This is a genomic window from Rhizobium sp. RU33A, assembly GCF_900156055.1.
Classification (GTDB): domain Bacteria; phylum Pseudomonadota; class Alphaproteobacteria; order Rhizobiales; family Rhizobiaceae; genus Allorhizobium.
This window is the reverse complement of record NZ_FTMQ01000003.1, coordinates 611,610-631,191: the sequence shown is the minus strand read 5'-3', so window position 1 is coordinate 631,191 and position 19,582 is coordinate 611,610. Positions and strand designations below refer to the sequence as shown.

Annotated in this window: 18 protein-coding genes and 1 tRNA gene; 9 read left to right on the top strand and 10 right to left on the bottom strand. The window is 61.8% G+C overall.

Annotated features, from left to right (window positions below; all coding sequences use genetic code 11):
• The first annotated feature begins 17 nt into the window (after positions 1-17).
• Positions 18-356, top strand: a complete 339-nt coding sequence (locus BW978_RS14005; protein ID WP_076396543.1) for a PilZ domain-containing protein — start codon at positions 18-20, stop codon at positions 354-356.
• Positions 357-460: 104 nt separating this feature from the next.
• A complete protein-coding gene (locus tag BW978_RS14000) occupies positions 461-2,449 on the top strand; it encodes a bifunctional 2',3'-cyclic-nucleotide 2'-phosphodiesterase/3'-nucleotidase (protein ID WP_076396016.1) in 1,989 nt (662 codons plus the stop codon).
• Positions 2,450-2,512: 63 nt separating this feature from the next.
• Here the strand turns inward: BW978_RS14000 and BW978_RS13995 are convergent, their stop codons facing one another.
• On the bottom strand, positions 2,513-3,454 hold the full coding sequence (locus BW978_RS13995) for a LysR family transcriptional regulator (RefSeq protein ID WP_076396014.1): 942 nt from the start codon (positions 3,452-3,454) through the stop codon (positions 2,513-2,515).
• A 129-nt stretch (positions 3,455-3,583) separates the two neighbouring features.
• Between BW978_RS13995 and BW978_RS13990 the strand changes: the two genes are divergently transcribed.
• On the top strand, positions 3,584-4,195 hold the full coding sequence (locus tag BW978_RS13990) for an FMN-dependent NADH-azoreductase (protein ID WP_076396012.1): 612 nt from the start codon (positions 3,584-3,586) through the stop codon (positions 4,193-4,195).
• A 62-nt stretch (positions 4,196-4,257) separates the two neighbouring features.
• On the opposite strand, the gene amt is transcribed toward BW978_RS13990, so the two are convergent.
• Together amt and BW978_RS13980 are read right to left on the bottom strand one after the other, a co-directional pair.
• Entirely contained in the window at positions 4,258-7,497 is a 3,240-nt protein-coding gene (amt, locus tag BW978_RS13985; protein WP_244551963.1) for an ammonium transporter, read from the bottom strand.
• Positions 7,498-7,596: 99 nt separating this feature from the next.
• Positions 7,597-7,917, bottom strand: coding sequence for an HlyU family transcriptional regulator (locus tag BW978_RS13980; RefSeq protein ID WP_076396010.1), 321 nt, complete (start codon positions 7,915-7,917; stop codon positions 7,597-7,599).
• Between the two features lie 114 nt (positions 7,918-8,031).
• Between BW978_RS13980 and BW978_RS13975 the strand changes: the two genes are divergently transcribed.
• Positions 8,032-9,021 carry an alpha/beta hydrolase gene (locus BW978_RS13975; RefSeq protein WP_083697594.1) on the top strand — a complete coding sequence of 330 codons (990 nt, stop codon included), beginning with the start codon at positions 8,032-8,034 and terminating at the stop codon, positions 9,019-9,021.
• Here the strand turns inward: BW978_RS13975 and ilvA are convergent.
• On the bottom strand, positions 9,014-10,264 hold the full coding sequence (gene ilvA, locus BW978_RS13970; protein ID WP_076396008.1) for a threonine ammonia-lyase: 1,251 nt from the start codon (positions 10,262-10,264) through the stop codon (positions 9,014-9,016). The genes BW978_RS13975 and ilvA overlap by 8 nt on opposite strands.
• 96 nt (positions 10,265-10,360) lie before the next feature.
• Here ilvA and BW978_RS13965 point away from each other — a divergent pair, with 96 nt between their 5' ends.
• The gene (locus BW978_RS13965; RefSeq protein WP_076396006.1) at positions 10,361-11,815 is read left to right on the top strand and encodes a TrkH family potassium uptake protein; all 1,455 of its coding nucleotides are present in this window, start codon (positions 10,361-10,363) and stop codon (positions 11,813-11,815) included.
• Between the two features lie 95 nt (positions 11,816-11,910).
• Positions 11,911-12,510, top strand: a complete 600-nt coding sequence (locus tag BW978_RS13960; protein ID WP_083697609.1) for a hypothetical protein — start codon at positions 11,911-11,913, stop codon at positions 12,508-12,510.
• Between the two features lie 30 nt (positions 12,511-12,540).
• Here the strand turns inward: BW978_RS13960 and BW978_RS13955 are convergent, their stop codons facing one another.
• The 6 genes from BW978_RS13955 to wrbA all read right to left on the bottom strand — a co-directional run bounded on the left by BW978_RS13955 (position 12,541) and on the right by wrbA (position 16,729).
• On the bottom strand, positions 12,541-13,359 hold the full coding sequence (locus BW978_RS13955; protein ID WP_076396002.1) for an ABC transporter permease: 819 nt from the start codon (positions 13,357-13,359) through the stop codon (positions 12,541-12,543).
• The gene (locus BW978_RS13950; protein WP_006728619.1) at positions 13,356-14,144 is read right to left on the bottom strand and encodes an ABC transporter ATP-binding protein; all 789 of its coding nucleotides are present in this window, start codon (positions 14,142-14,144) and stop codon (positions 13,356-13,358) included. Before BW978_RS13950 ends, BW978_RS13955 begins: the two co-directional genes overlap by 4 nt.
• A 161-nt stretch (positions 14,145-14,305) precedes the next feature.
• Positions 14,306-15,340, bottom strand: a complete 1,035-nt coding sequence (locus BW978_RS13945; RefSeq protein ID WP_076396000.1) for an ABC transporter substrate-binding protein — start codon at positions 15,338-15,340, stop codon at positions 14,306-14,308.
• A 197-nt stretch (positions 15,341-15,537) separates the two neighbouring features.
• Positions 15,538-15,623 (bottom strand) — tRNA-Leu (locus BW978_RS13940).
• Positions 15,624-15,706: 83 nt separating this feature from the next.
• The gene (locus BW978_RS13935; protein WP_076395998.1) at positions 15,707-15,970 is read right to left on the bottom strand and encodes a PilZ domain-containing protein; all 264 of its coding nucleotides are present in this window, start codon (positions 15,968-15,970) and stop codon (positions 15,707-15,709) included.
• Positions 15,971-16,132: 162 nt separating this feature from the next.
• Positions 16,133-16,729: an NAD(P)H:quinone oxidoreductase gene (gene wrbA / locus BW978_RS13930; protein ID WP_076395995.1), complete on the bottom strand. Its 597-nt coding sequence runs from the start codon at positions 16,727-16,729 to the stop codon at positions 16,133-16,135.
• A gap of 190 nt (positions 16,730-16,919) precedes the next feature.
• On the opposite strand from wrbA, the gene BW978_RS13925 reads away from it, so the two are divergent.
• The 3 genes from BW978_RS13925 to gpt all read left to right on the top strand — a co-directional run bounded on the left by BW978_RS13925 (position 16,920) and on the right by gpt (position 19,391).
• The gene (locus BW978_RS13925; protein ID WP_076395993.1) at positions 16,920-17,705 is read left to right on the top strand and encodes a competence/damage-inducible protein A; all 786 of its coding nucleotides are present in this window, start codon (positions 16,920-16,922) and stop codon (positions 17,703-17,705) included.
• A 121-nt stretch (positions 17,706-17,826) separates the two neighbouring features.
• Positions 17,827-18,669 carry a universal stress protein gene (locus BW978_RS13920; RefSeq protein WP_076395991.1) on the top strand — a complete coding sequence of 281 codons (843 nt, stop codon included), beginning with the start codon at positions 17,827-17,829 and terminating at the stop codon, positions 18,667-18,669.
• A 224-nt stretch (positions 18,670-18,893) separates the two neighbouring features.
• Positions 18,894-19,391, top strand: coding sequence for a xanthine phosphoribosyltransferase (gene gpt / locus BW978_RS13915; RefSeq protein ID WP_076395989.1), 498 nt, complete (start codon positions 18,894-18,896; stop codon positions 19,389-19,391).
• The last annotated feature ends 191 nt before the right edge of the window (positions 19,392-19,582 follow it).

Sequence of the window (19,582 nt, the reverse complement as noted above, 5' to 3'; positions counted from 1 at the left end):
TGACGAAGCGCAATTTTATGCTTGCTGCCAAACTCAATCCGGACGGCCGCCGAAGCCACCGTATCCGCTGTCACATCAGGGGCACGCTGGAATTCATCGGCCAGAAGTTCAACGTACGTATTCTCGATATTTCCCGAACCGGCATGGCCCTGCATCTGGAGGGCTGGATCGAAGCCAAGCGCGGCGCGACTGTTACCGTCAGCAGCGCCGAACTCGGTCACATCGAATGCACCGTCCGCTGGTACCGCGCCGGCAAGATGGGGCTCGAATTCGAGCAGACCACCAATGCGGTCGCGCAGGTCACCGCATACTTTCGCAATTTTCATCGGGATCCCCGCAACCTAGTGCCGAGCTAGACACGGCCACGGCAACGTCTCACCCCTGTCATTTTACAGGTGCAAGCATCTTGAAAGCGACTTAACCTCTGTCGCTTTCAGAACCCGTTCTTCGCGAGGCCCTCATGCCGTCTTTGCTCGATCTTCATCCGATTTCCCGCCGGTCTTTCCTCAGCGGCGTCGCGGCCTCCGCGGCGCTCATCACGCTTCATCCCTTTGCGGCGCGCGCCAATGGCAATCAGGCGCATCTCAGGCTGATGGAGACCACCGACATCCACGTCAACGTGATGCCTTACGACTACTATGCCGACAAGCCGAACGACACGATGGGGCTTTCGCGTACCGCAAGTCTGATCGATTCCATCCGCGCCGAGGCCGGCAATTCCATGCTGATCGACAATGGCGACTTCCTGCAGGGCAATCCGATGGGCGATTACATGGCCTATCAGAAAGGCATGAAGCCCGGCGACCTGCATCCGGTGATCAAGGCGATGAACGTGCTCGGCTATGATTGCGGCACGCTCGGCAATCACGAGTTCAATTACGGCCTCGACTTCATGTTCAACACGCTGGCGGGCGCGACATTCCCATTCGTCTGCGCCAACCTGACCAAGGGGCAGCTTGCTGCGGATCCCAAGCAGGATCCGCTTTATTTCAAGCCCTACCACATCATCGAAAAGCAGATCCGCGACGGATCCGGGGCCACCAGCCCGATCAAGGTCGGCTTCATCGGCTTCGTGCCGCCGCAGATCATGCTCTGGGATGCGAAGAACCTTGAGGGCAAGGCGATGAGCCGCGACATCCTGCAGGCGGCCCGCGCCTGGGTGCCGCAGATGAAGGAGGACGGCGCCGACATCGTGATTGCGCTTTCCCATTCCGGTATCGACGGGAATGGCGAAACAGAAGGCATGGAAAACGCCTCGCTGTATCTCGCAGGCGTCGAAGGCATCGATGCGATCTTCACCGGCCACCAGCATCTTGTCTTCCCCGGCCCCAAAGACTTCGACGACGTGCCGGGTGCTGACGCCGTCAAGGGCACGCTGCTCGGCAAGCCCGCCGTCATGGCCGGTTTCTGGGGCTCGCATATGGGGCTGATCGACCTGCTTCTCGAAAAGGACGGCGCGAGCTGGAAGATCGTCGACTTCACCTGCGAAGCGCGCCCGATCTATCATCGCGACGACAACCGCAAGGTCGTTGCCGATGTCAAGGACAAGCCGGAACTCATCGCTTCGGTTGCCGCCGAACACCAAGCGACGCTTGACTATGTGCGCACCCCCGTCGGCAAGTCGTCTGCGCCGCTCTATTCCTATTTTGCGCTGGTGGCCGACGATCCCTCGATCCAGATCGTCTCGATCGCGCAGTCCTGGTACATCCGAGAAATGCTGAAGGACGGCCCGCACAAGGATCTGCCGGTGCTGTCGGCGGCGGCCCCGTTCAAGGCCGGCGGTCGTGGCGGCGCCGATTACTTCACCGATGTGCCGGCCGGCGACATCGCGATCAAGAATGTCGCCGATCTCTATCTCTATCCTAACACCATCCAGGCGGTCGCGATCACCGGCGAACAGGTGAAAAACTGGCTGGAAATGTCGGCCGGCATCTTCAACCAGATCGAGAAGGGCGCGAAGGACGCGGCCCTGATCAATCCGGATTTCCCGTCCTACAATTACGACGTCATAGACGGCGTGACCTATCAGATCGATCTCACCAAGCCCGCCCGCTACGACAAGGACGGCGTTGTCGTCCATCCGGAATCAAGCCGCATCGTCAACCTGCAATTCGACGGCAAGCCGATTGATCCGGGCCAGACCTTTGCGGTTGCGACGAACAACTACCGCGCCGGCGGCGGCGGCAAGTTCCCGGAGATTGCCTCCGACAAGGTGATCTTCGTCGGCCCGGATACCAACCGCGACATCATCGTTCGCTACATCGTCGAACAGGGCATGATCAATCCGTCAGCCGACGGCAACTGGTCCTTTGCACCGATCGGCGAGACCAGCGTGACCTTCGAGACCGGCCCGAAGGCACGCGAATTCCTCGCCGATTTCAAGGGCGGTCAGATCGAGGATGCCGGCGAAGCGGGGGAAGGATTTGCGAAGTTCCGCCTGATGCTCTGAGCAAGACAGCCATGACATTGGCCCACCGAGAACGGAATCGATTCAAGACTTTGAATCGATTCCTTAAACTGCCGTTGCAAGTGGCGGTGGGGATGCCAGATCCATGGGGCAATTTGAAAGCTGCTCCTCGAAGGCCCGGATCAGCCAGCTTCCGGCGGGCCCCGGCGGATTGTCGGTCCGCCTGATAGCGTAGAGATTGTAAGACCCCTGCTCATAGGCCGGCAGATCGAGATGCACGATCCGGCCGCTTGCCATGTCTTCACGGATGATCGAGGCCGGCAGCCCGCCCCAGCCGAGACCGCCACGGATCAGTTGATGTTTCGTTGCCATGTCGCTGACGCGCCAGGTCTTGAACGACAAGACGTTGAAATCACGCCCCGATGTCAGATCCGAGGCGTCGCTGACGACGATCTGCGTCTCCTCGCGCACGTCCTGCAGGGACAGCGTGGCCTTGCGCTGAGCCAGCGGATGGTCGGCCGCCGCCGCCGGCAGCAGGAAATTGTGGCCGATGCGGGTGACGATCAGCGTGTCGTCCTGCCGGGTCGGCGCACCGCCGATGCCGATGGTCGCCCTGCCGCTCATCACCAGCTCGACCAGCCGCCCGAGTTCGCCCACTTCCAGCCGCAGCGAAACGGACGGAAACTGCCGCTGAAATTCGCGGAGCACCGCCAGCATGGCGCCGGTCGGGACGAGCACGCTGATGGCAACCGAAAGCTCCGCCTCAAGCCCCTGATGCAGGCTGCGCACCTTGGCGCGCATCACCTGCAGATCGCCGACGATGCGGCGGGCATCGGTCAGCATGGCCCTGCCCTCTTCGGTCAGCTTGGGTTGCCGCGTGCCGGTCCGCTCGAACAGCGTCACGCCAAGCTGGCTTTCCAGATTGCCGATCGTATAGCTCACCACGGATTGGGCGCGATTGAGCTGGCGGGCGGCCGCGGAAAAACTTCCGGTGTCAGCCACGGTGAGAAAGACCTGCAACTGGTCGAGAGTGGGATTGGCATCCATGCGATCGGGCATCCATCCAGTTATTCGATATGACCGATCTAGATTATCACAGTTTCATTGATGCGTGCTCGGACATAGATGCATGGCAGGCCTGCTCCCAAGGGCCCACCACCATTCGAGGAATTGCACATGTCTTCCATCCTTCTCGTCACCTCCAGCCCGCGCGGCTCGGAATCCCTCTCGAACGCGATCGCCACCGAGCTCGCCGAGAAGTTCGCCGGCGAGACCGGCACGCTGGTCCGTCGTGACCTTGTCGAAACCCAGCTCGACCACGTCGACGGCGCTTTCACCACTGCGATCCGCAAGTCGGCCGATGCACGCACAGCTGAAGAAACCGCTTCTGTTGCCATCTCCGACGCGCTCGTCGCCGAACTGATGGCAGCCGACACGATCGTCATCGGCACCGGCCTCATCAACTTCAACATCTACTCGTCGCTGAAGAGCTGGATCGACCACATCGCGCGTGCCGGCCTCACCTTCAGCTACACGGAAAACGGCCCGGTCGGCCTCGCCAAGGGCAAGAAGGCCTATCTGGTTCTCGCCGCCGGCGGCATCTACTCGTCCGGCCCCGGCGCCCCGATGAACCATGCCGAACCCTACCTCAAGACGGTTCTCGGTTTCCTCGGCATCGAGCTGGTCGAGACTGTCTATGTCGAAGGCCTCGCCTATGGTCCGGAAGCTGCCGAAAAGGCTGTGGCTTCTGCCAAGGCCAAGGTCGAGGAACTGGCGCGCGCCGCCTGATCCGTTGACGATCCAATGCGGCGGCCTCGCTGCCGCCCCACTTCTGCAAACGGCAAGTACCTTCAGTTGCCGTTTGCCGCCAGAGCAAGCCCTGTCTCGCTCCCCGTCCGGGACAGGCGCTTGTGGCGATGCGCTGCCAGCCGCGCGACACTGGTCAGCTCGGAGACAATCTCCGCGCTCACCTCGGATGCGATGCTGTCGAGCGGCTGCGGCCGGCCCAGCAGATAGCCCTGGAGCTCGTCACAGCCCGCGACGCTCAGGTAACGAGCCTGATCCACCGTCTCCACACCTTCCGCCACGACCCGCATGCCGAGCCCGCTGCCCAGATCGATGATCGTGCGGACGATGGCATCGGCCGTCTCCTCTGTCCCGAGGGAAGACACGAAGCTGCGATCGATCTTGATCACGTCGAAGGGATAGCGGCTCAGATAGCTGAGCGACGAATAGCCGGTGCCAAAATCGTCGAGCGCAATCCTCAAGCCAAGCGTCTTCAGATGGCCGAGAATGAGGCGCGCCCGTTGATCGTCGTCGATCAGCACGCTCTCCGTGATCTCAAGCTCCAGCTGATGCGGCGAAACCCCGGACGCATCCAGGATCGCTTCGATCCGTTCCAGAAACTGCGGATGACGGAACTGCACCGGCGAGACGTTGACGCTGATATGCAGATGCTCGGGAAAAGCAGTTGCCAGACGGCAGGCCTCGATCAGCACCCATTCTCCCAGTTCGATGATCTTGCCGGACACCTCGGCGACGGGGATGAAATCACCCGGCTGCACCATTCCCCGCTCCGGATGTTTCCAGCGCACCAGCGCCTCATATCCGACGATCAAAGCATCCGATGCCGAGACCCGAGGCTGGAGATAGAGCTCGAACTCGCCACGCTCCAGTCCGCGCTCGATATCGGCTTCGAGCGCACGTCGCTTCTCGATCAGTTCGTCCATGCCCTTGCGGTAGGAACGGAACGTGTTCCGGCCGGATTTCTTGGCGTGATAGAGTGCAATATCCGCACGGCCAATCAGCTCGTCGAGCTCGCCCGCATGCTCCGGGCAAAGCGCACCGCCGATGCTGACACCGCATTTGATGCGTTCGCCCTGGCCGGTATCGAAGGGTTGCCGGAAGGCTTCGACCAGGCGGCGGCCGAAATCTTCGCATTGCGCTTCGAAATGGCAATTGCCGAGGATGATCGCGAACTCGTCACCGCCGAGGCGAGCCGCCATGTCGGCGGGACCGAGTGCTTCGGACAGACGCCGCGCCGTCTCTCTGATCACCTCGTCGCCAGCAGGGTGCCCGTAGAGATCGTTGACGTCCTTGAAATGGTCGAGATCGACCAGAAGAACCCCGCAACCCCACCCGTCATTCGCCTGTTTGACATGGGTGGCGAGCGTTTCGGTAAACAGCGCACGGTTCGCAAGCCCCGTCAGCGGATCGTGCTGCGCCAGATGGCGCATGCGGCTCTCGACGGCCTTGCGCTCGCGAAGATCGACGAGGCAGCTGATCCGGATATGTCGGCCGCGATATTCGATGTTCCTCCCCCGAGCCTCGATCGGGATGCTTGAGCCGTCGGCGCGGACGATCTGGAACTCTCGCGACACGTCGGGCGCCGGATTGGGATCCTCGATCAGCATGCGTCGCCCGGTCTGATCGACAAGATCGAGGATCGACGTGCCAATGAGATCTGCAATCTTGCGACCCGTCAGCACCTCGAACTGCTCATTGCCGTCAATGATCACGCCGCCTTCGTGCATGACGATCGCTTCAAAGGTGGCGTTGGCGAGTGCCGTCACCCGTTCCGCCTCTTCCTGGTCGCGAACCTGGGATTCGAGCGCACTTCGATTGCGTTCCTGTTGCTGGATATTGTCCATCAGGTGGTTGAACAGCAGGGTCAGTTTCTCGGCCTCGTCGCCCGGATCGACCTGCAACCGGTCGCCCAGATCGGCTTTGCCGGAAACGAGCTTTGAAAGAGCGTCCTCGACATGGCCGACACCGAGCCGCGTCCCATGTTCGGCGACGTTCAGGCCGATGTCTTCGGCCTCGGCCGTGACGCGAACCGGCACGAGTTTGTCGAGCGTCCAGAAGAAGGCATAGCCGAGGCCGAAGGCCCAGTAGAAGTTCAGCGCGGAGCCAAAGATCTGGATGTAGAGCTGATCGAATCGTCCACCGAGCGGCAGCCGTTCGACCGGCGCCAGAAGCGCAAGTGCCACGGTTCCGGCGACACCGGCAAAGGTGTGCACGCCGACGGCGCCGACGGCATCGTCGACCTTGAGCTTCTCTTCGAGATATTGATTGCCGACGATGGCGACGATCGCGCCGAGCGCGCCCGTGAGGAGGGCGCCACCCGGCTCAAGCAGGTGGCAGCCCGCCGTGACGGCGACCAGCGCACCCAGCATGCCACACAGCGCCTTTTCCGGCAGCACAACGCCATCTTGCCTCGCACCGATCACATAGCCGACGCAGGTGCCCATGCCGCCAGCCAGCACGGTGTTGAGAATGATCGGCGCCACATCCGCATTGGCTGCCAGGGTGGAACCGCCATTAAAGCCAATCCAGCCGAAAAACAGGATGAGGCCCCCAGTGGTCGCCAGAACCGGATTGTTGCCGGCAAGACGCACCGGGCGCCCCTCGGCATCAAAACGGCCGCGTCTCGCGCCGATCACCAGGCAGGCAGCAAGTGCGACCCAGCCACCCGTGGCATGCACCACCGTGGAGCCGGCGAAATCGACAAAGCCGAGATTGGCGAGAAAGGCCCCGGAGTTCGGCCCGATCGCCGTTCCCCAGACCCAGTGCACGAAAATCGGATAGATCAGCGTCGACAGAATGATCGACCCGAGAACATAGGCCGAGAGTGTCATGCGCTCGGCGACGGCACCGGAGACGATGGTCGCCGCCGTGCCGCAGAACATCACCTGGAAGACGAAGAACCCGGCGAGCCAGCTATCGAGGCCCTGCAGCAGGAAATAGTCAGGATCGAGCCCGACCGGCAGGAAGCCGGAGCGGCCGAAGGCGAGCATGAAACCTACGACTGCGAAGCCGACGACGCCGAAGACAAAATCCAGGAGGTTCTTTTGGGCGACATTGATGGAATTCTTCGAGCGCACCATGCCGGCTTCAAGAAGCAGGAATCCCACCTGCATCATCATCACCATGCCGGCGGCGGCCATCAGCCAGGCGAGATCGGCGGACGCCTTGGCCGCCTGAACGGACACTGCATCAGCGGCATGAACAGGGAAAGCTGCGCCCAACACGAGGGTCGCTGCCAAGCCGTGAAAAGCGAGGAATGAAACGGAGCGAAACGCAATGATCACTGGAAAACCCGGACAATATCTCAGGGGGCAGTGTTGCGGTGCATCATTAACATTCTGTGATCGCGAAGAAACATTTCTTCGCGATATCAAAGTGCATCATCAGACGATGCGCGTTTCCTCGCCATCACCGAACAGCGCAGGGCCGTTCTGATCGATGATCTGCTGCGCCTTGCGGAAGGTGCAGTCGAGGGCATCATCGAGCGAGGTGAAGACGTCTGCGCGGATGAACTTGCGCTCGAGCACCCGGCCATCCACGGTCTGGACGATCCGCCCGGCAAGCCGGTACTGACTGCCCTCACGCATGGGTTCGGCATGGATGACGCAGTCCTTGTAGGTCTGCGGCTCGGCCAAGGGCTTGGCAGCGGTCTCGGAAGAGGAACCACCGGTGAAAATGGAGAGGATGCTGGACAGAATAGACATGGCCTGACCTAGCACAACCGGGCCTGCCGAGGAAGAGCAGGTGGGGCGGCTTCCCGCATCATGATGGCGTGATACAGTCGGCACCGGTCGGGAGGGACCGTAGGAGGCTTGAGGATGCGGATCGTCATGGGGTTGTTGCTAACACTCGTTTTTCTCAGCATCGCTGCTATCGTCTTTCTCTATCTGAGACCACCGGTGCTCGCGCTGGAACGAGAGGCAAAGACCGGCGCGGACCTGCCGCTCGATTCGCTTGACGCCCTGATCGCAGATGGCGAGACAGTGGCCGGCAACATCCGGGAAGGGCTTGCCAAGCAGATCGTCTGGGCGGACCCCGCACGGAAAGAGAAGACGCCGGTCTCCGTGGTCTATGTGCACGGCTTTTCCGCCTCGTCCGCCGAGGTTCGCCCCCTGCCCGACCTCGTGGCACACGCGCTCGGCGCCAATCTCTTTCTCACCCGTCTCACCGGTCATGGCCTCAACGATCCCGACGCCTTGGGCCTCGCGACGATCGATGACTGGGCGGCGGATGTGGGTGAAGCGCTGGCGATCGGTAAACATCTGGGTGACCGGGTCGTCATCATCTCGACTTCGACCGGCGCCTCGCTCATCACCTGGGCGCTCGGTCGCCCTACCCTTGCGGACAAGATCGCGGCTTCCGTGTTCCTCTCACCCAATTATGGCGTGCAGGCATCCGGAAGCTTCCTGCTGACCGGTCCGTTGGGCGGCTCTCTGGCCCGCCTGATCATCGGCGAGCGCGCCGGATTTGAACCGATCAGCCCGCTCAACGCACACAACTGGACGACAAGCTACCCGGTGGCCGCGCTCATTCCCATGGCGCAATCGGTCCGGCTGGCCAACCACACACGGGTGCAAGAGATCCGCGTTCCCGCCCTCTTTCTTCAATCAACCGAGGACAAGGTTGTCAGGCCGGATCGGACGGCGGCGGTTGCAGCGCGCTGGGGCGCCGGTTACGCGCTCGTCGATCCGGGGCCAACCGGCGACGCCAACAATCATGTGATTGCCGGCGACACCTATTCGCCCGAGACCACCGAGCCGATTGCGACGATCATCGTGGACTGGCTCGCCGGTCAAGGCATCAGATGATCAGGTTGGCGAGGATCTCGTTTTCGGTGATGTCCTCGAAGCCAAGCCCCGCCTGATCGAAACGGCCGAAAAGTTCTGCGAAGTTCTCGCGCTTGCCCGTCTCGATGCCGATCAGGATCGAACCGAAGTTGCGCGCCGACTTCTTGAGGTACTCGAAGCGGGCGATATCGTCTTCGGGCCCGAGAAGATTAAGGAAGTCGCGCAGGGCGCCTGGACGCTGCGGCAATCGCAGGATGAAGTATTTCTTCAAGCCGGCGTAGCGCATGGCGCGTTCCTTGACGTCGGGCAGCCGCTCGAAATCGAAATTGCCGCCGGAGACGACGGCGACGATTGTCCGCCCACTCAAGGCAACGCGCGGCAGAAGATCGAGTGCGGCAAGTGCCAGCGCGCCTGCCGGCTCCAGAACCACACCCTCGACATTCAGCATGTCGGTCATGGTCACGCAGATCGCGTTTTCCGGCACGATCAGCACCTGATCGGGGCGGAAAGCCTTCAGCGCCTCGAAATTATGGTCACCGATACGGGCGACGGCTGCACCATCGACGAAATTGTCGACCTTGGGCAGCGTCACGACCTTGCCGGCCTCAAGGCTCGTCTTCAGGCTCGGCGCTCCCTGCGGCTCGCAGAAGATCATCGCCTCGGGCGAAACCTTGCCGGCAAGATAGCCGGTCATGCCGGAGGACAGCCCACCGCCACCGACCGGCATGATGACGAGATCCGGCGTCACGCCTTCCGGCAACTGCTGCATCATTTCAGCCGCGACCGTCGCCTGGCCCTCGATGATATCGGGATGGTCGAAAGGCGGCACCATATAGCCGCCGATCGCCTCGACATGTTCGCGGGCAGCCTGATAGCACTGGTCGAAAATGTCGCCGATCAGGCGGATGGTGATGAATTCGCCGCCGAAGATGCGCGTCTTGTCGATCTTCTGTTGTGGCGTCGTCACCGGCATGAAGACCACGCCCTGAACACCGAAATGACGGCAGACATAGGCAAAGCCCTGAGCGTGATTGCCGGCGGAAGCGCAAACGAAGGTGGTGCCGGAAGGGCTGTCTTCGACGATCTTGCGGAAAAAATTGAAGGCGCCCCGGATCTTGTAGGAGCGAACCGGCGTCAGGTCCTCGCGCTTCAGGTAGACATTGGCACCGTAACGGGCGCTCAAATGTTCGTTGAGCTGCAGCGGCGTTTCGGGAAAGAGGCCGCGCATCGCCTCCAGCGCTTCGTCGACTTGACTGGGGGTCACGTCAGCCTCCGTTGAATTTTGGACAGAGCCCCGCTATGGCATACACATCGGGCAGAGACAAAGCCTCTTTGCGTTGCAACAGACGGAAGTCATTCCTTGAATACCAATCTGCTCCGCGCCGTCGTTTATATCGCAGCCCTGTGCGGGCTCTATCTGTCCACCGCCATGCTGATCCCGGCGATGGTCAGCCTTTATTACGGTGACGACGCCTGGTCGGTCTTTACCGTTTCAGCGGCCATGGTCGGCGGACTGTCGCTGACGGCCGCCATGGCGACGCGCGGCCCACCGCCGTCCTTCACCAAACGGATGGGCTTCCTGCTCGTCAACGTGCTGTGGGCCGTCTTTTCGCTGGTCGGCGCCATCCCGCTCTATTTCTCCGATCTCGACCTGACTTTCGCCCAGTCCCTGTTCGAGGCGATCTCCGGCATCACCACCACCGGATCAACCGTCATCTCCAATCTGCATCAGGTCTCGCCCGGAATCCTGATATGGCGTGCACTGCTGGCCTGGCTCGGCGGTATCGGGATCGTGGCGCTCGGCCTCTTTGTCCTGCCCTTCCTGCGTGTCGGGGGCGTCTCCTTCTTCAAGATGGAATCGTCCGACATCGGTGACAAGCCGTTTGCGCGAATCGCCACCTTCACGCGCGCCTTCATGGCGGTCTATGTCGGGATCACGCTGGCCTGCATCATTGCTTATGACGTGACCGCCATGGGCCATTTCGATGCCATCGTGCATGCCTTCACGACTGTCGCGACCGCTGGCTTCGGCAATTATGACAATTCGTTTGCGGCCTTTGACAGCCATGCGCTGCTCTGGGTCTCGACCTTCTTCATGACGCTCTGCAGCCTGCCCTTCTCGATCCTGATCGTGCTTCTGGTGCGTGGACGTCTGGATGCCCTGCGCGACCCGCAGATTTTCGTCTTCCTCGGCTATCTCGGTGCCTTCGCCATTGCCGGCGGGCTCTACAATCACTTGCGAAACGGCATCGAACTGCCGGTGGCCCTCACCCATTCCTTCTTCAACTTCGCCTCGATCCTGTCGACGACGGGCTATGCCAGCCAGGATTACACGCTCTGGGGACCGTTTGCGGTCGCCGCCGCCTTCTTCGCCACCTTCATGGGCGGCTGCTCCGGATCGACGGCCGGCGGCATCAAGGCCTATCGCTTCGTCATCCTGTTCAACATCATCGTCACGGGCCTGAAGAAGCTTATCTATCCGAACGCCGTCTATTCCGTGCGCTACGGCAACCAGATCGTTGATGCGGAAACCCAGCGCGCCGTGTTCCTATTCGTCAGCGCCTATGTCTTCATCTGGGCGATCGGCTCCATGGCCATGGCGCTTGCGGGCTATGACTTTGCCACAGCGACCTCCTCGGTCATCACAGCACTGTCGAATGTCGGCCCCGGCATCGGCCCGCTGATCGGCCCGGTCGGCAATTTCGCAATGATGAACGATCCGGAACTCTACATCCTGTCGCTCGCCATGCTGCTCGGCCGTCTCGAAGTGCTGACGGTACTGGTGCTGCTCGTGCCGATGTTCTGGCGCTCGTGAGCATCAGGCCAACGTGATCGCACAGAACCGCGCGGCGCTTGACGCACGGGCTTCGTTCTTCCCACACTCCCGCAAGATCAATGCGGGAGAATCACGTGTCCCTGATATACTCAGTCCCTGCCCGCGCCCTTGCCGCTGCCCTCATCGGCGCATTCCTTTCTGCGGCACCGGTTGCGGCCGGCCCGCTTCTCGATGCGGCGATCGAGGCAGAGAAACTGGCGGCACAAAACGATGCGAAGGGCGCCTTCGAGGTGATGCGTTCGGGGCTTGCAGCCTTCAGCCAGAGCTTGCCGCTCACGGTTCCCCGCGCCGTCTTCATCACGGAAGTCCCCAAGGCCTACAGGGCCTATACCGCAAAAGGGGAGCCGGTCTTCGCTACCGGCGAGAAGCTCATCACCTATGTCGAGGTGGCCGGGCTCAAATGGCAGGCAGCGCCTAATAACCAGCGGCAATCGCATTTCACCGTCGATCTCGAACTGACCGACGACGAAGGCAAGACGCTCGCGCTGCAAAAGGAATTCGGCAACTTCACCTTCACCGGCCATTCGGATGCGATCGAGGTCTATACCCATCTCACGCTCGACGTGGATGGCGCCAAGCCCGGCGCCTACGTGCTGCGCTATACGGTAAACGATGTGATCGCCGAACGCTCGACGCCTTTCGAACTACCCTTCACGCTGAAGGACAAAAGCTGAACGCCCACATCGGGCGTTCAGTGTGTCGGATCAATTCGCCATGGTCGAGCGGTGCGCCCAGCCGGTCATGCGCTTTTCGAGCCAGGCCATCAGCGCATACATGGCGATGCCCTCGACCGCGAGCGCCAGGAGCCCGGCAAAGACCAGGGGCACGTTGAACTGGCTCTGCGCCGAGCTCATCATGTTGCCGAGACCGTAATTTGAGGCCACCGTCTCCGAGACAACAGAGCCGACGAAGGCGAGCGTGATCGCAATCTTCAGCGAGCCGAAGAAATACGGCATCGAGCGGGGAATGCCGACCTTCAGCATGATGTCGAGCTTCTTCGCGCCCAGCGCCCGCAACACATCCTCCGTCTCCGGCTCGATGGTGGCGAGGCCCGTTGCGACATTGACGACGATCGGGAAGAAGGAAATCAGGAAGGCGGTCAGCACCGCCGGCACGGTGCCAATGCCGAACCAGATGACGAGGATCGGCACGAGCGCCACCTTGGGGATCGCATTGAAGCCGATCATCAGGGGATAGAGCCCGGCATAGATGGACTTCGACCAGCCGATGAAAAGACCGAGCCCCAGTCCGGCGACAACGGCTATCATGAAGCCGAGCGTCGTCGTGTAGAGCGTCTGCAGCGAGTTCTTCCAGATCGGCGACCAGTATTGCACCACCGCCTCGAATACCCGTGATGGTGCCGGCAGGATGGTCGGCGGCATGTCGAGCGCAAGGACGGTCAACTCCCAGATGGCGAAAAGCGCCAGCGTGTAGAGGAAGGGTGCGGCCCGCACCCAGTTGATGCGCTGCATCAGCGGCTTTACGACCGGCCGGGTCGGCGCTGTTTCGATCGTCATCGTCATGCCGCCACCCTCGCCTTTGCGATCTCGCCGTGCAGCACATGCACCATGTCGTTGAATTCGGTCTGGTACATCAATTCCAGATCCCTTGGTCGCGCGAAGGGCACCGTGTGTTCCTTGACCACCTTGCCGGGTCTGGCACTCATCACGAAAATCCGGTCGGCGAGGAAGACCGCCTCGCGCAGGTCATGCGTGACGAGCACGATGGTCACGCCCTGCGCCGCATGCAGGTCGCGGATGACGCACCACAGCTCCTCGCGGGTGAAGGCATCGAGGGCGCCGAAGGGCTCGTCGAGCATCAGCAGTTCGGGTTCGTGGATCAGGGCGCGGCAGAGATTGGCGCGCTGCTGCATGCCGCCCGACAGCTGCCAGGGGAATTTCGAGCCCACGCCCTTCAGGCCGACGATCTCCAGGAGGTTCTCGGCCTTCTCGACATACTCCTTCTTGTTCGCTCGAAGCCGATGGCGATGCCTTTCCACGATCTCAAGCGGCAGGAGGATGTTTTCGAGCGTCGTGCGCCAGGGCAGCATGGTCGGGTTCTGGAAGGCCATGCCGACGATCGACACCGGCTTGGTCACCTGCTGGCCGGCGACAATGACGACACCGGATTGCGGGATGTGCAGCCCGGTCACGAGCTTCATCAGGGTGGACTTGCCACAGCCGGACGGGCCGACCACGGCGGAGAATTCGCCCTTGTCGACGCGCATGGTGAGGCCGGATACGGCAAGCGTGCCGTCCGCGCCGCCATAGCGCATGTCGACATTGTCGATGGAAACGAGGTGGGACATCGGGGCTCCTTTAAGCTTCCTCTTCTCCCCAGCGGGGAGAAGTGCCGAGCGCATGCGAGGCGATGAGGGGGCGACACGGTACAAGGCTTGCAAGCGTCGTTGCTTCGCCCCCCTCATCCGGCGCTACGCGCCACTTTCTCCCCGCTGGGGAGAAGGAGAGATTACGGCAACATCCGCTCTTCCTTGGCCGGCAGGAAGCTTCCGTCGAAGACCTGCTCGGCCGTGACATTGCCCTTCAGGCCCATGGAGACCTTGAGCGTCTCGATCGAGGCGGAAAGGCGTGCCATGTCGACGCTGCCCATGCCGTTTTCGACAACATACGGCGTCTTGATGTTCATGGCATTGGCCATTTCCAGACGTTCCTTCTCGATGTCGACATTCAGCGTCTCGTTGCGCTTCAGGACAGCGGCGGCACCCTCTTCCGGATTGGCAACGGCATCGGCAAAGCCCTTGGCCAGCGCCTTCAGGAAGCCTTTCACAGCCTCGGGGTTTTCGGCGGCGAAGTCAGAGTTCACCAGAACGCTGTTGCCATAGAGGTTCAGGCCGTTATCGGCCATCAGGATGGTCGCGATGTCGTCTGCCGGGATCCCTTGCGCCTTGAGGTTCAGGATGACCGAGAAGGCGAAACCGAAGACGGCGTCAACGTCGCCCTTGGCGAGCATCGGCTCGCGCACGGGAAAGCCGATCGATTCGATGGTGATGCCGCTGTCGTCGATGCCGGCGGCCTGTTTGAAGGCCGGCCACTGGGCAAACGCGCCATCCGGCGGCGGGGCCCCAAGCTTCTTGCCTTCCAGCGACTCCGGATCTTCCGTCACGCCGAGCGACTTGCGGCCGACCACCGAGAAGACCGGCTTGTCATAGACCATCATCACGGCCTTGACCTTCTGCGACGGATCCTCATCGAGGAACTTGATCACCGAGTTGATGTCGCCGAAGCCCATCTGATAGGCGCCGGTCGCGACACGCGGGATCGCCTCGACCGAGCCATTGCCCGAATCGATCGTCACATCCAGGCCTTCCGCTGCGAAATATCCCTTGTCCTGCGCCAGCAGGAAGCCGGCGGCCGGGCCCTCGAACTTCCAGTCGAGCGTGAACTTGATGGCCGTCTCGGCATGCGCCTGACCGACCGGCAGCGTCACGCCAGCAAGCAGACCCGCCGCCACAACGGCAGCCGAAAAGAGACGTCTTGTGATCATAGATTTGAGTTCCCCTTGTTTTTGGTGGGCGCATCAAAGCAGGAAACGCCGAGCCCGCAAAGCGGAAAAATGCTCAAACTTTCGCCAACAATGGATTTGCACAAATTTGGCGCATTGAGTGCAAAGAGATGTACGACATCAAGGACCTGTCCCGATGGGAACAGGCCAGCGCTAACAGTCAAAAGAACAAGAAGATTTGGTGCGGACGGCGGGGATCGAACCCGCATGACCTAAGGCCGAGAGATTTTAAGTCTCTTGCGTCTACCAGTTTCGCCACGTCCGCGTGCGGGCCCTGTTTCGATCAGATCGGCGGACGCGTCAAGGGTGGCGGGCCAAAGCTGTGGCCCGCCCCGTGTCATCGATCACTCAGCTTGCCAGTGCATCCAGGAATTCGACGCCGATCTCGCGGGGGCTGCGCCATTTGACGGCGCAGTCATGGACGGTGCCGTCCTCCAGGCGCAGGCGGAACTGAGGCGGAATGTCGGCGGTCGATTCGAAGCTCATCTTGGCGCCGAGCGGCGACAGATTGCGAATCATGCAGTCGAAGGTGGAATGGCCGCCGGGGAGGATGGCGCGGCCGGCTTTGAGCGCCCGCAGGCGGGGCTGGCGACGACGATCTGGCTGTTCCATGGCATGCGTCCTTTCAGGTCTTACAACCCGAAGCATGCGCCTAAGCGCTCAAGAGACCCTTGGAACGTCCGGTCGCATTTTAACGATAGCGCGCCAAGGTGTCCCAAAGACGTGAAAAGGCGGAGCTTGCGCCCCGCCTTTTGACGATAGTCAATTCTACGCTCAGGCCAGCTTGGCTGCGAGCTTCGCCACATGGGCGCCCTGGTAGCGGGCACCTTCGAGTTCGATCTCGGAGGGCTGGCGCGAACCGTCGCCGGCCGTGATCGTGGAGGCGCCGTAGGGCGAGTTGCCCATGACTTCGCTGACACCCATCTGACCCTGGAAGGCGTAGGGCAGACCGGCATAAAGCATGCCGTGATGCAGGAAGGTCGGTATGAAGCCCATGATGGTGGTTTCCTGGCCGCCATGCTGTGTCGCGGTCGAGGTGAACATCGAGCCGAGCTTGCCGGTCAGCTTGCCCTGGGCCCAGAGACCGCCGGTCTGATCCCAGAAATTGCGCATCTGCGAGGCGACCGTGCCGTAACGGGTGCCGGCGCCGACGATGATGGCGTCATACTGGTCGAGTTCGGCCGGGTCGGCAATCGGGGCCTGCTGGTCCATCTTGTAATAGGAAGCCTTGGCGACATCTTCCGGCACGAGTTCCGGAACGCGCTTGACGGTGACGTCAGCACCGGCCGACTTTGCGCCTTCGGCAACGGCATAGGCCATGGTTTCGATGTGACCGTAAGCGGAATAATAGAGAACCAGTACCTTGGCCATGTCGTATCTCCCTTTGAACATGCGGCCCTGCCGCGCTGTGGATGTGCGACATGTAGCGCATTCCACGCCGGGAACCAGTCGCGGCTGCGGGAACGCAGTGTTCAATCAATGAGTGCCTTTACTTCTCTTCACGGACATAAAACGGTAACCTCTCGCTCCCCGCCTGCCCCATTCCCATAGGACTTCATCCATGACCTCGACGATCAAGACCGCCGCCATGCTCGCCATCGGTGACGAACTCCTGTCCGGCCGCACCAAGGACAAGAATATCGGCCATCTCGCCGACCTGCTGACGGTAGCCGGCATCGATCTGAAAGAGGTCCGCATCGTCTCCGACGAGGAGGATGCGATCGTCGAGGCGCTGAATGCGCTCAGGTCGAAATACACCTATGTCTTCACCTCGGGCGGCATCGGCCCGACGCATGACGACATCACGGCGGATGCCGTGTCGAAGGCTTTCGCCGTGCCGTGCCTGCATGACCCTGACGCCATGAAGCTGCTCGGCGACATGTATGCCGGCCGCGGGCTGGAATTCACCGAGGCCCGCCAGCGCATGGCGCGCATGCCGGAAGGCAGCCGCCATATCCCGAACCCGGTCTCGACCGCGCCCGGCTTCATCATCGGCAATGTGCATGTGATGGCGGGCGTGCCGCAGGTCTTCCAGGCAATGATGGCGCATGTGATCGAAACACTGCCGGCCGGCCAGCGGGTGCTGTCGCGCTCGATCGCCTGCCCCTTCGGTGAAGGGGATATCGGCACGGCTCTCGGCGCGATCCAGAAAGCGCATCCGGAAACCTCGATCGGTTCCTATCCACATTTCGACGGTCGGCGCTTCTCGACCGAACTTATCGTCAGGGCGCGCGATCAGTCGATCGTCGATGCGGCAGCGGCCGATGTCGAGGCGATGATCGATGCGATCCGGAACGAGAAGGACGCGGCCGCCACGCGCGATCTCGGCACCGGCGAGGTCGCCTGAGCCGGCTTTGCTTCGCGCCTCAAGCCGCTCCCCACTTGACCTCAGTCAAGGCGGAACCTGGTAATGGAACCCATAGTTATCTCATGCGGACAATAAGTAAGGGCCGCAAGAGGAGACGACCATGGGTTACCGCACACTTCTTGCCATATTGGACACACCCAAAACCACGCAACAGGTGACGGATTTTGCCGTCGCCATTGCCAACCAGTTTCAATCGCATGTGATTGGCGCCCATGCAGAGGCCGTGGCCATGGTGCCGCTGGTTGCGCCGATGGAAATCCCGGACCCTGCCACCGTGCAGGCGCTGCAGGACATGGCGCATCAGGAGACAGAAAGCGTGGAGCGGATCTTTCGCGAAATCGGTAACCGCGAAGGCCTGTCGCATGAATGGCGCAGCTTCGTCACATCCTCCGGCTTCAATTCAGCCGCCCTGATCGACAGCGCCCGCAGCGTCGATCTCGTCATCGCCGCCCAGGGTGAAGCGGGCATGCTGTCGGAGACCCGTTCCGAACTCGAAAGCTTCCTGTTCGAAAGCGGGCGGCCGGTGCTGCTCATCCCGCATATCCTGAAGGCGCCGAAGCCGATCCGCCGGGTGCTCGTTGCCTGGAACGGCTCGCGCGAGGCGGCCCGCGCCACCTTCGACGCCCTGCCCTTCCTGATGGCAGCCGAAGAGGTCGAGATCTTCACCGTCGACGCCTCCGACACCTCCACCCAGACCGGCGCAATCGCCGGCGCCGAGATCTCCGCTTCGCTCGCCCGCCACGGGATCAAGGTGACCGTCACGGCATCGGAAAAGACCGGCCTCGACCCGGCGATCGCCATCGAGAACCGGCTGTCGGACAGCTCCATCGATCTCCTGGTCATGGGCGCCTATGGCAACAAGCGCTGGTGGGAAATGCTGTTCGGCGGCGTCACCCGCACGCTGCTCGATTCAATGACGGCGCTGACGCTCCTGTCGCGCTGATTGATCGGTTGATGGGGCGGGAACGCGAGGCCTTGCCAGAGGCTTCGGATTCCCGCTAATAGCAACGGCCAAAGACTGGAACCCTTTGAGGGGACGAGGTTCGCGCGGTATCTGCCGCGCGAAACGCGTTTCGGGACCGCGCAAGGCGGCCCGCCTGAAAGGATCCGGTCGACGGCGCCGCAATCCGGCGCGGACGATATCATCCAGCCAGCGGAGCCCCGTGCATGTCTCTCCCCGATAAAGCCTTTCCCGTTTCCTGGGATCAGTTCCACCGCGACGCCCGTGCGCTCGCCTGGCGCCTCGCCGGCCTCGGCCAGGAATTCCGCGCCATCGTCTGCATCACCCGCGGCGGTCTGGTACCCGCGGCAATCATCTCGCGCGAACTCAACATCCGCCTGATCGAGACGGTCTGCATCGCCTCCTACCATGACTACGTCAACCAGGGCGAAATGAACCTCCTGAAGGGCATCACCGCCGAGCTGATGGTCAATGGCGGCGAAGGCGTGCTCGTCGTCGACGATCTGACCGACACCGGCAAGACGGCGCTTGAAGTGCGCGAAATGATGCCGAAGGCGCATTTCGCCTGCGTCTATGCCAAGCCGAAGGGCGTGCCGACCATCGACACCTTCGTGACCGAGGTATCCCAGGATACCTGGATCTATTTCCCCTGGGACATGGGCTTTACCTATCAGGAGCCGATCGCCAAGGGCTCGAAGGGCTGATCCAAGTCCCGCCGCCATAATCAAACCCGCCTGTCACCCGCAGGCGGGTTTTTTCTTGGCCGGCAAAAGCCCTCCCACCCTCCGATATCTCGGCCGGCCGCCCCGCTTGTTGCACACGCCTGGTGATGGGACGGAACAATTCGGCCGCCCGGCCGTATGGCTCTCGTGTTCCACTTCCAACGGTAGAGAGC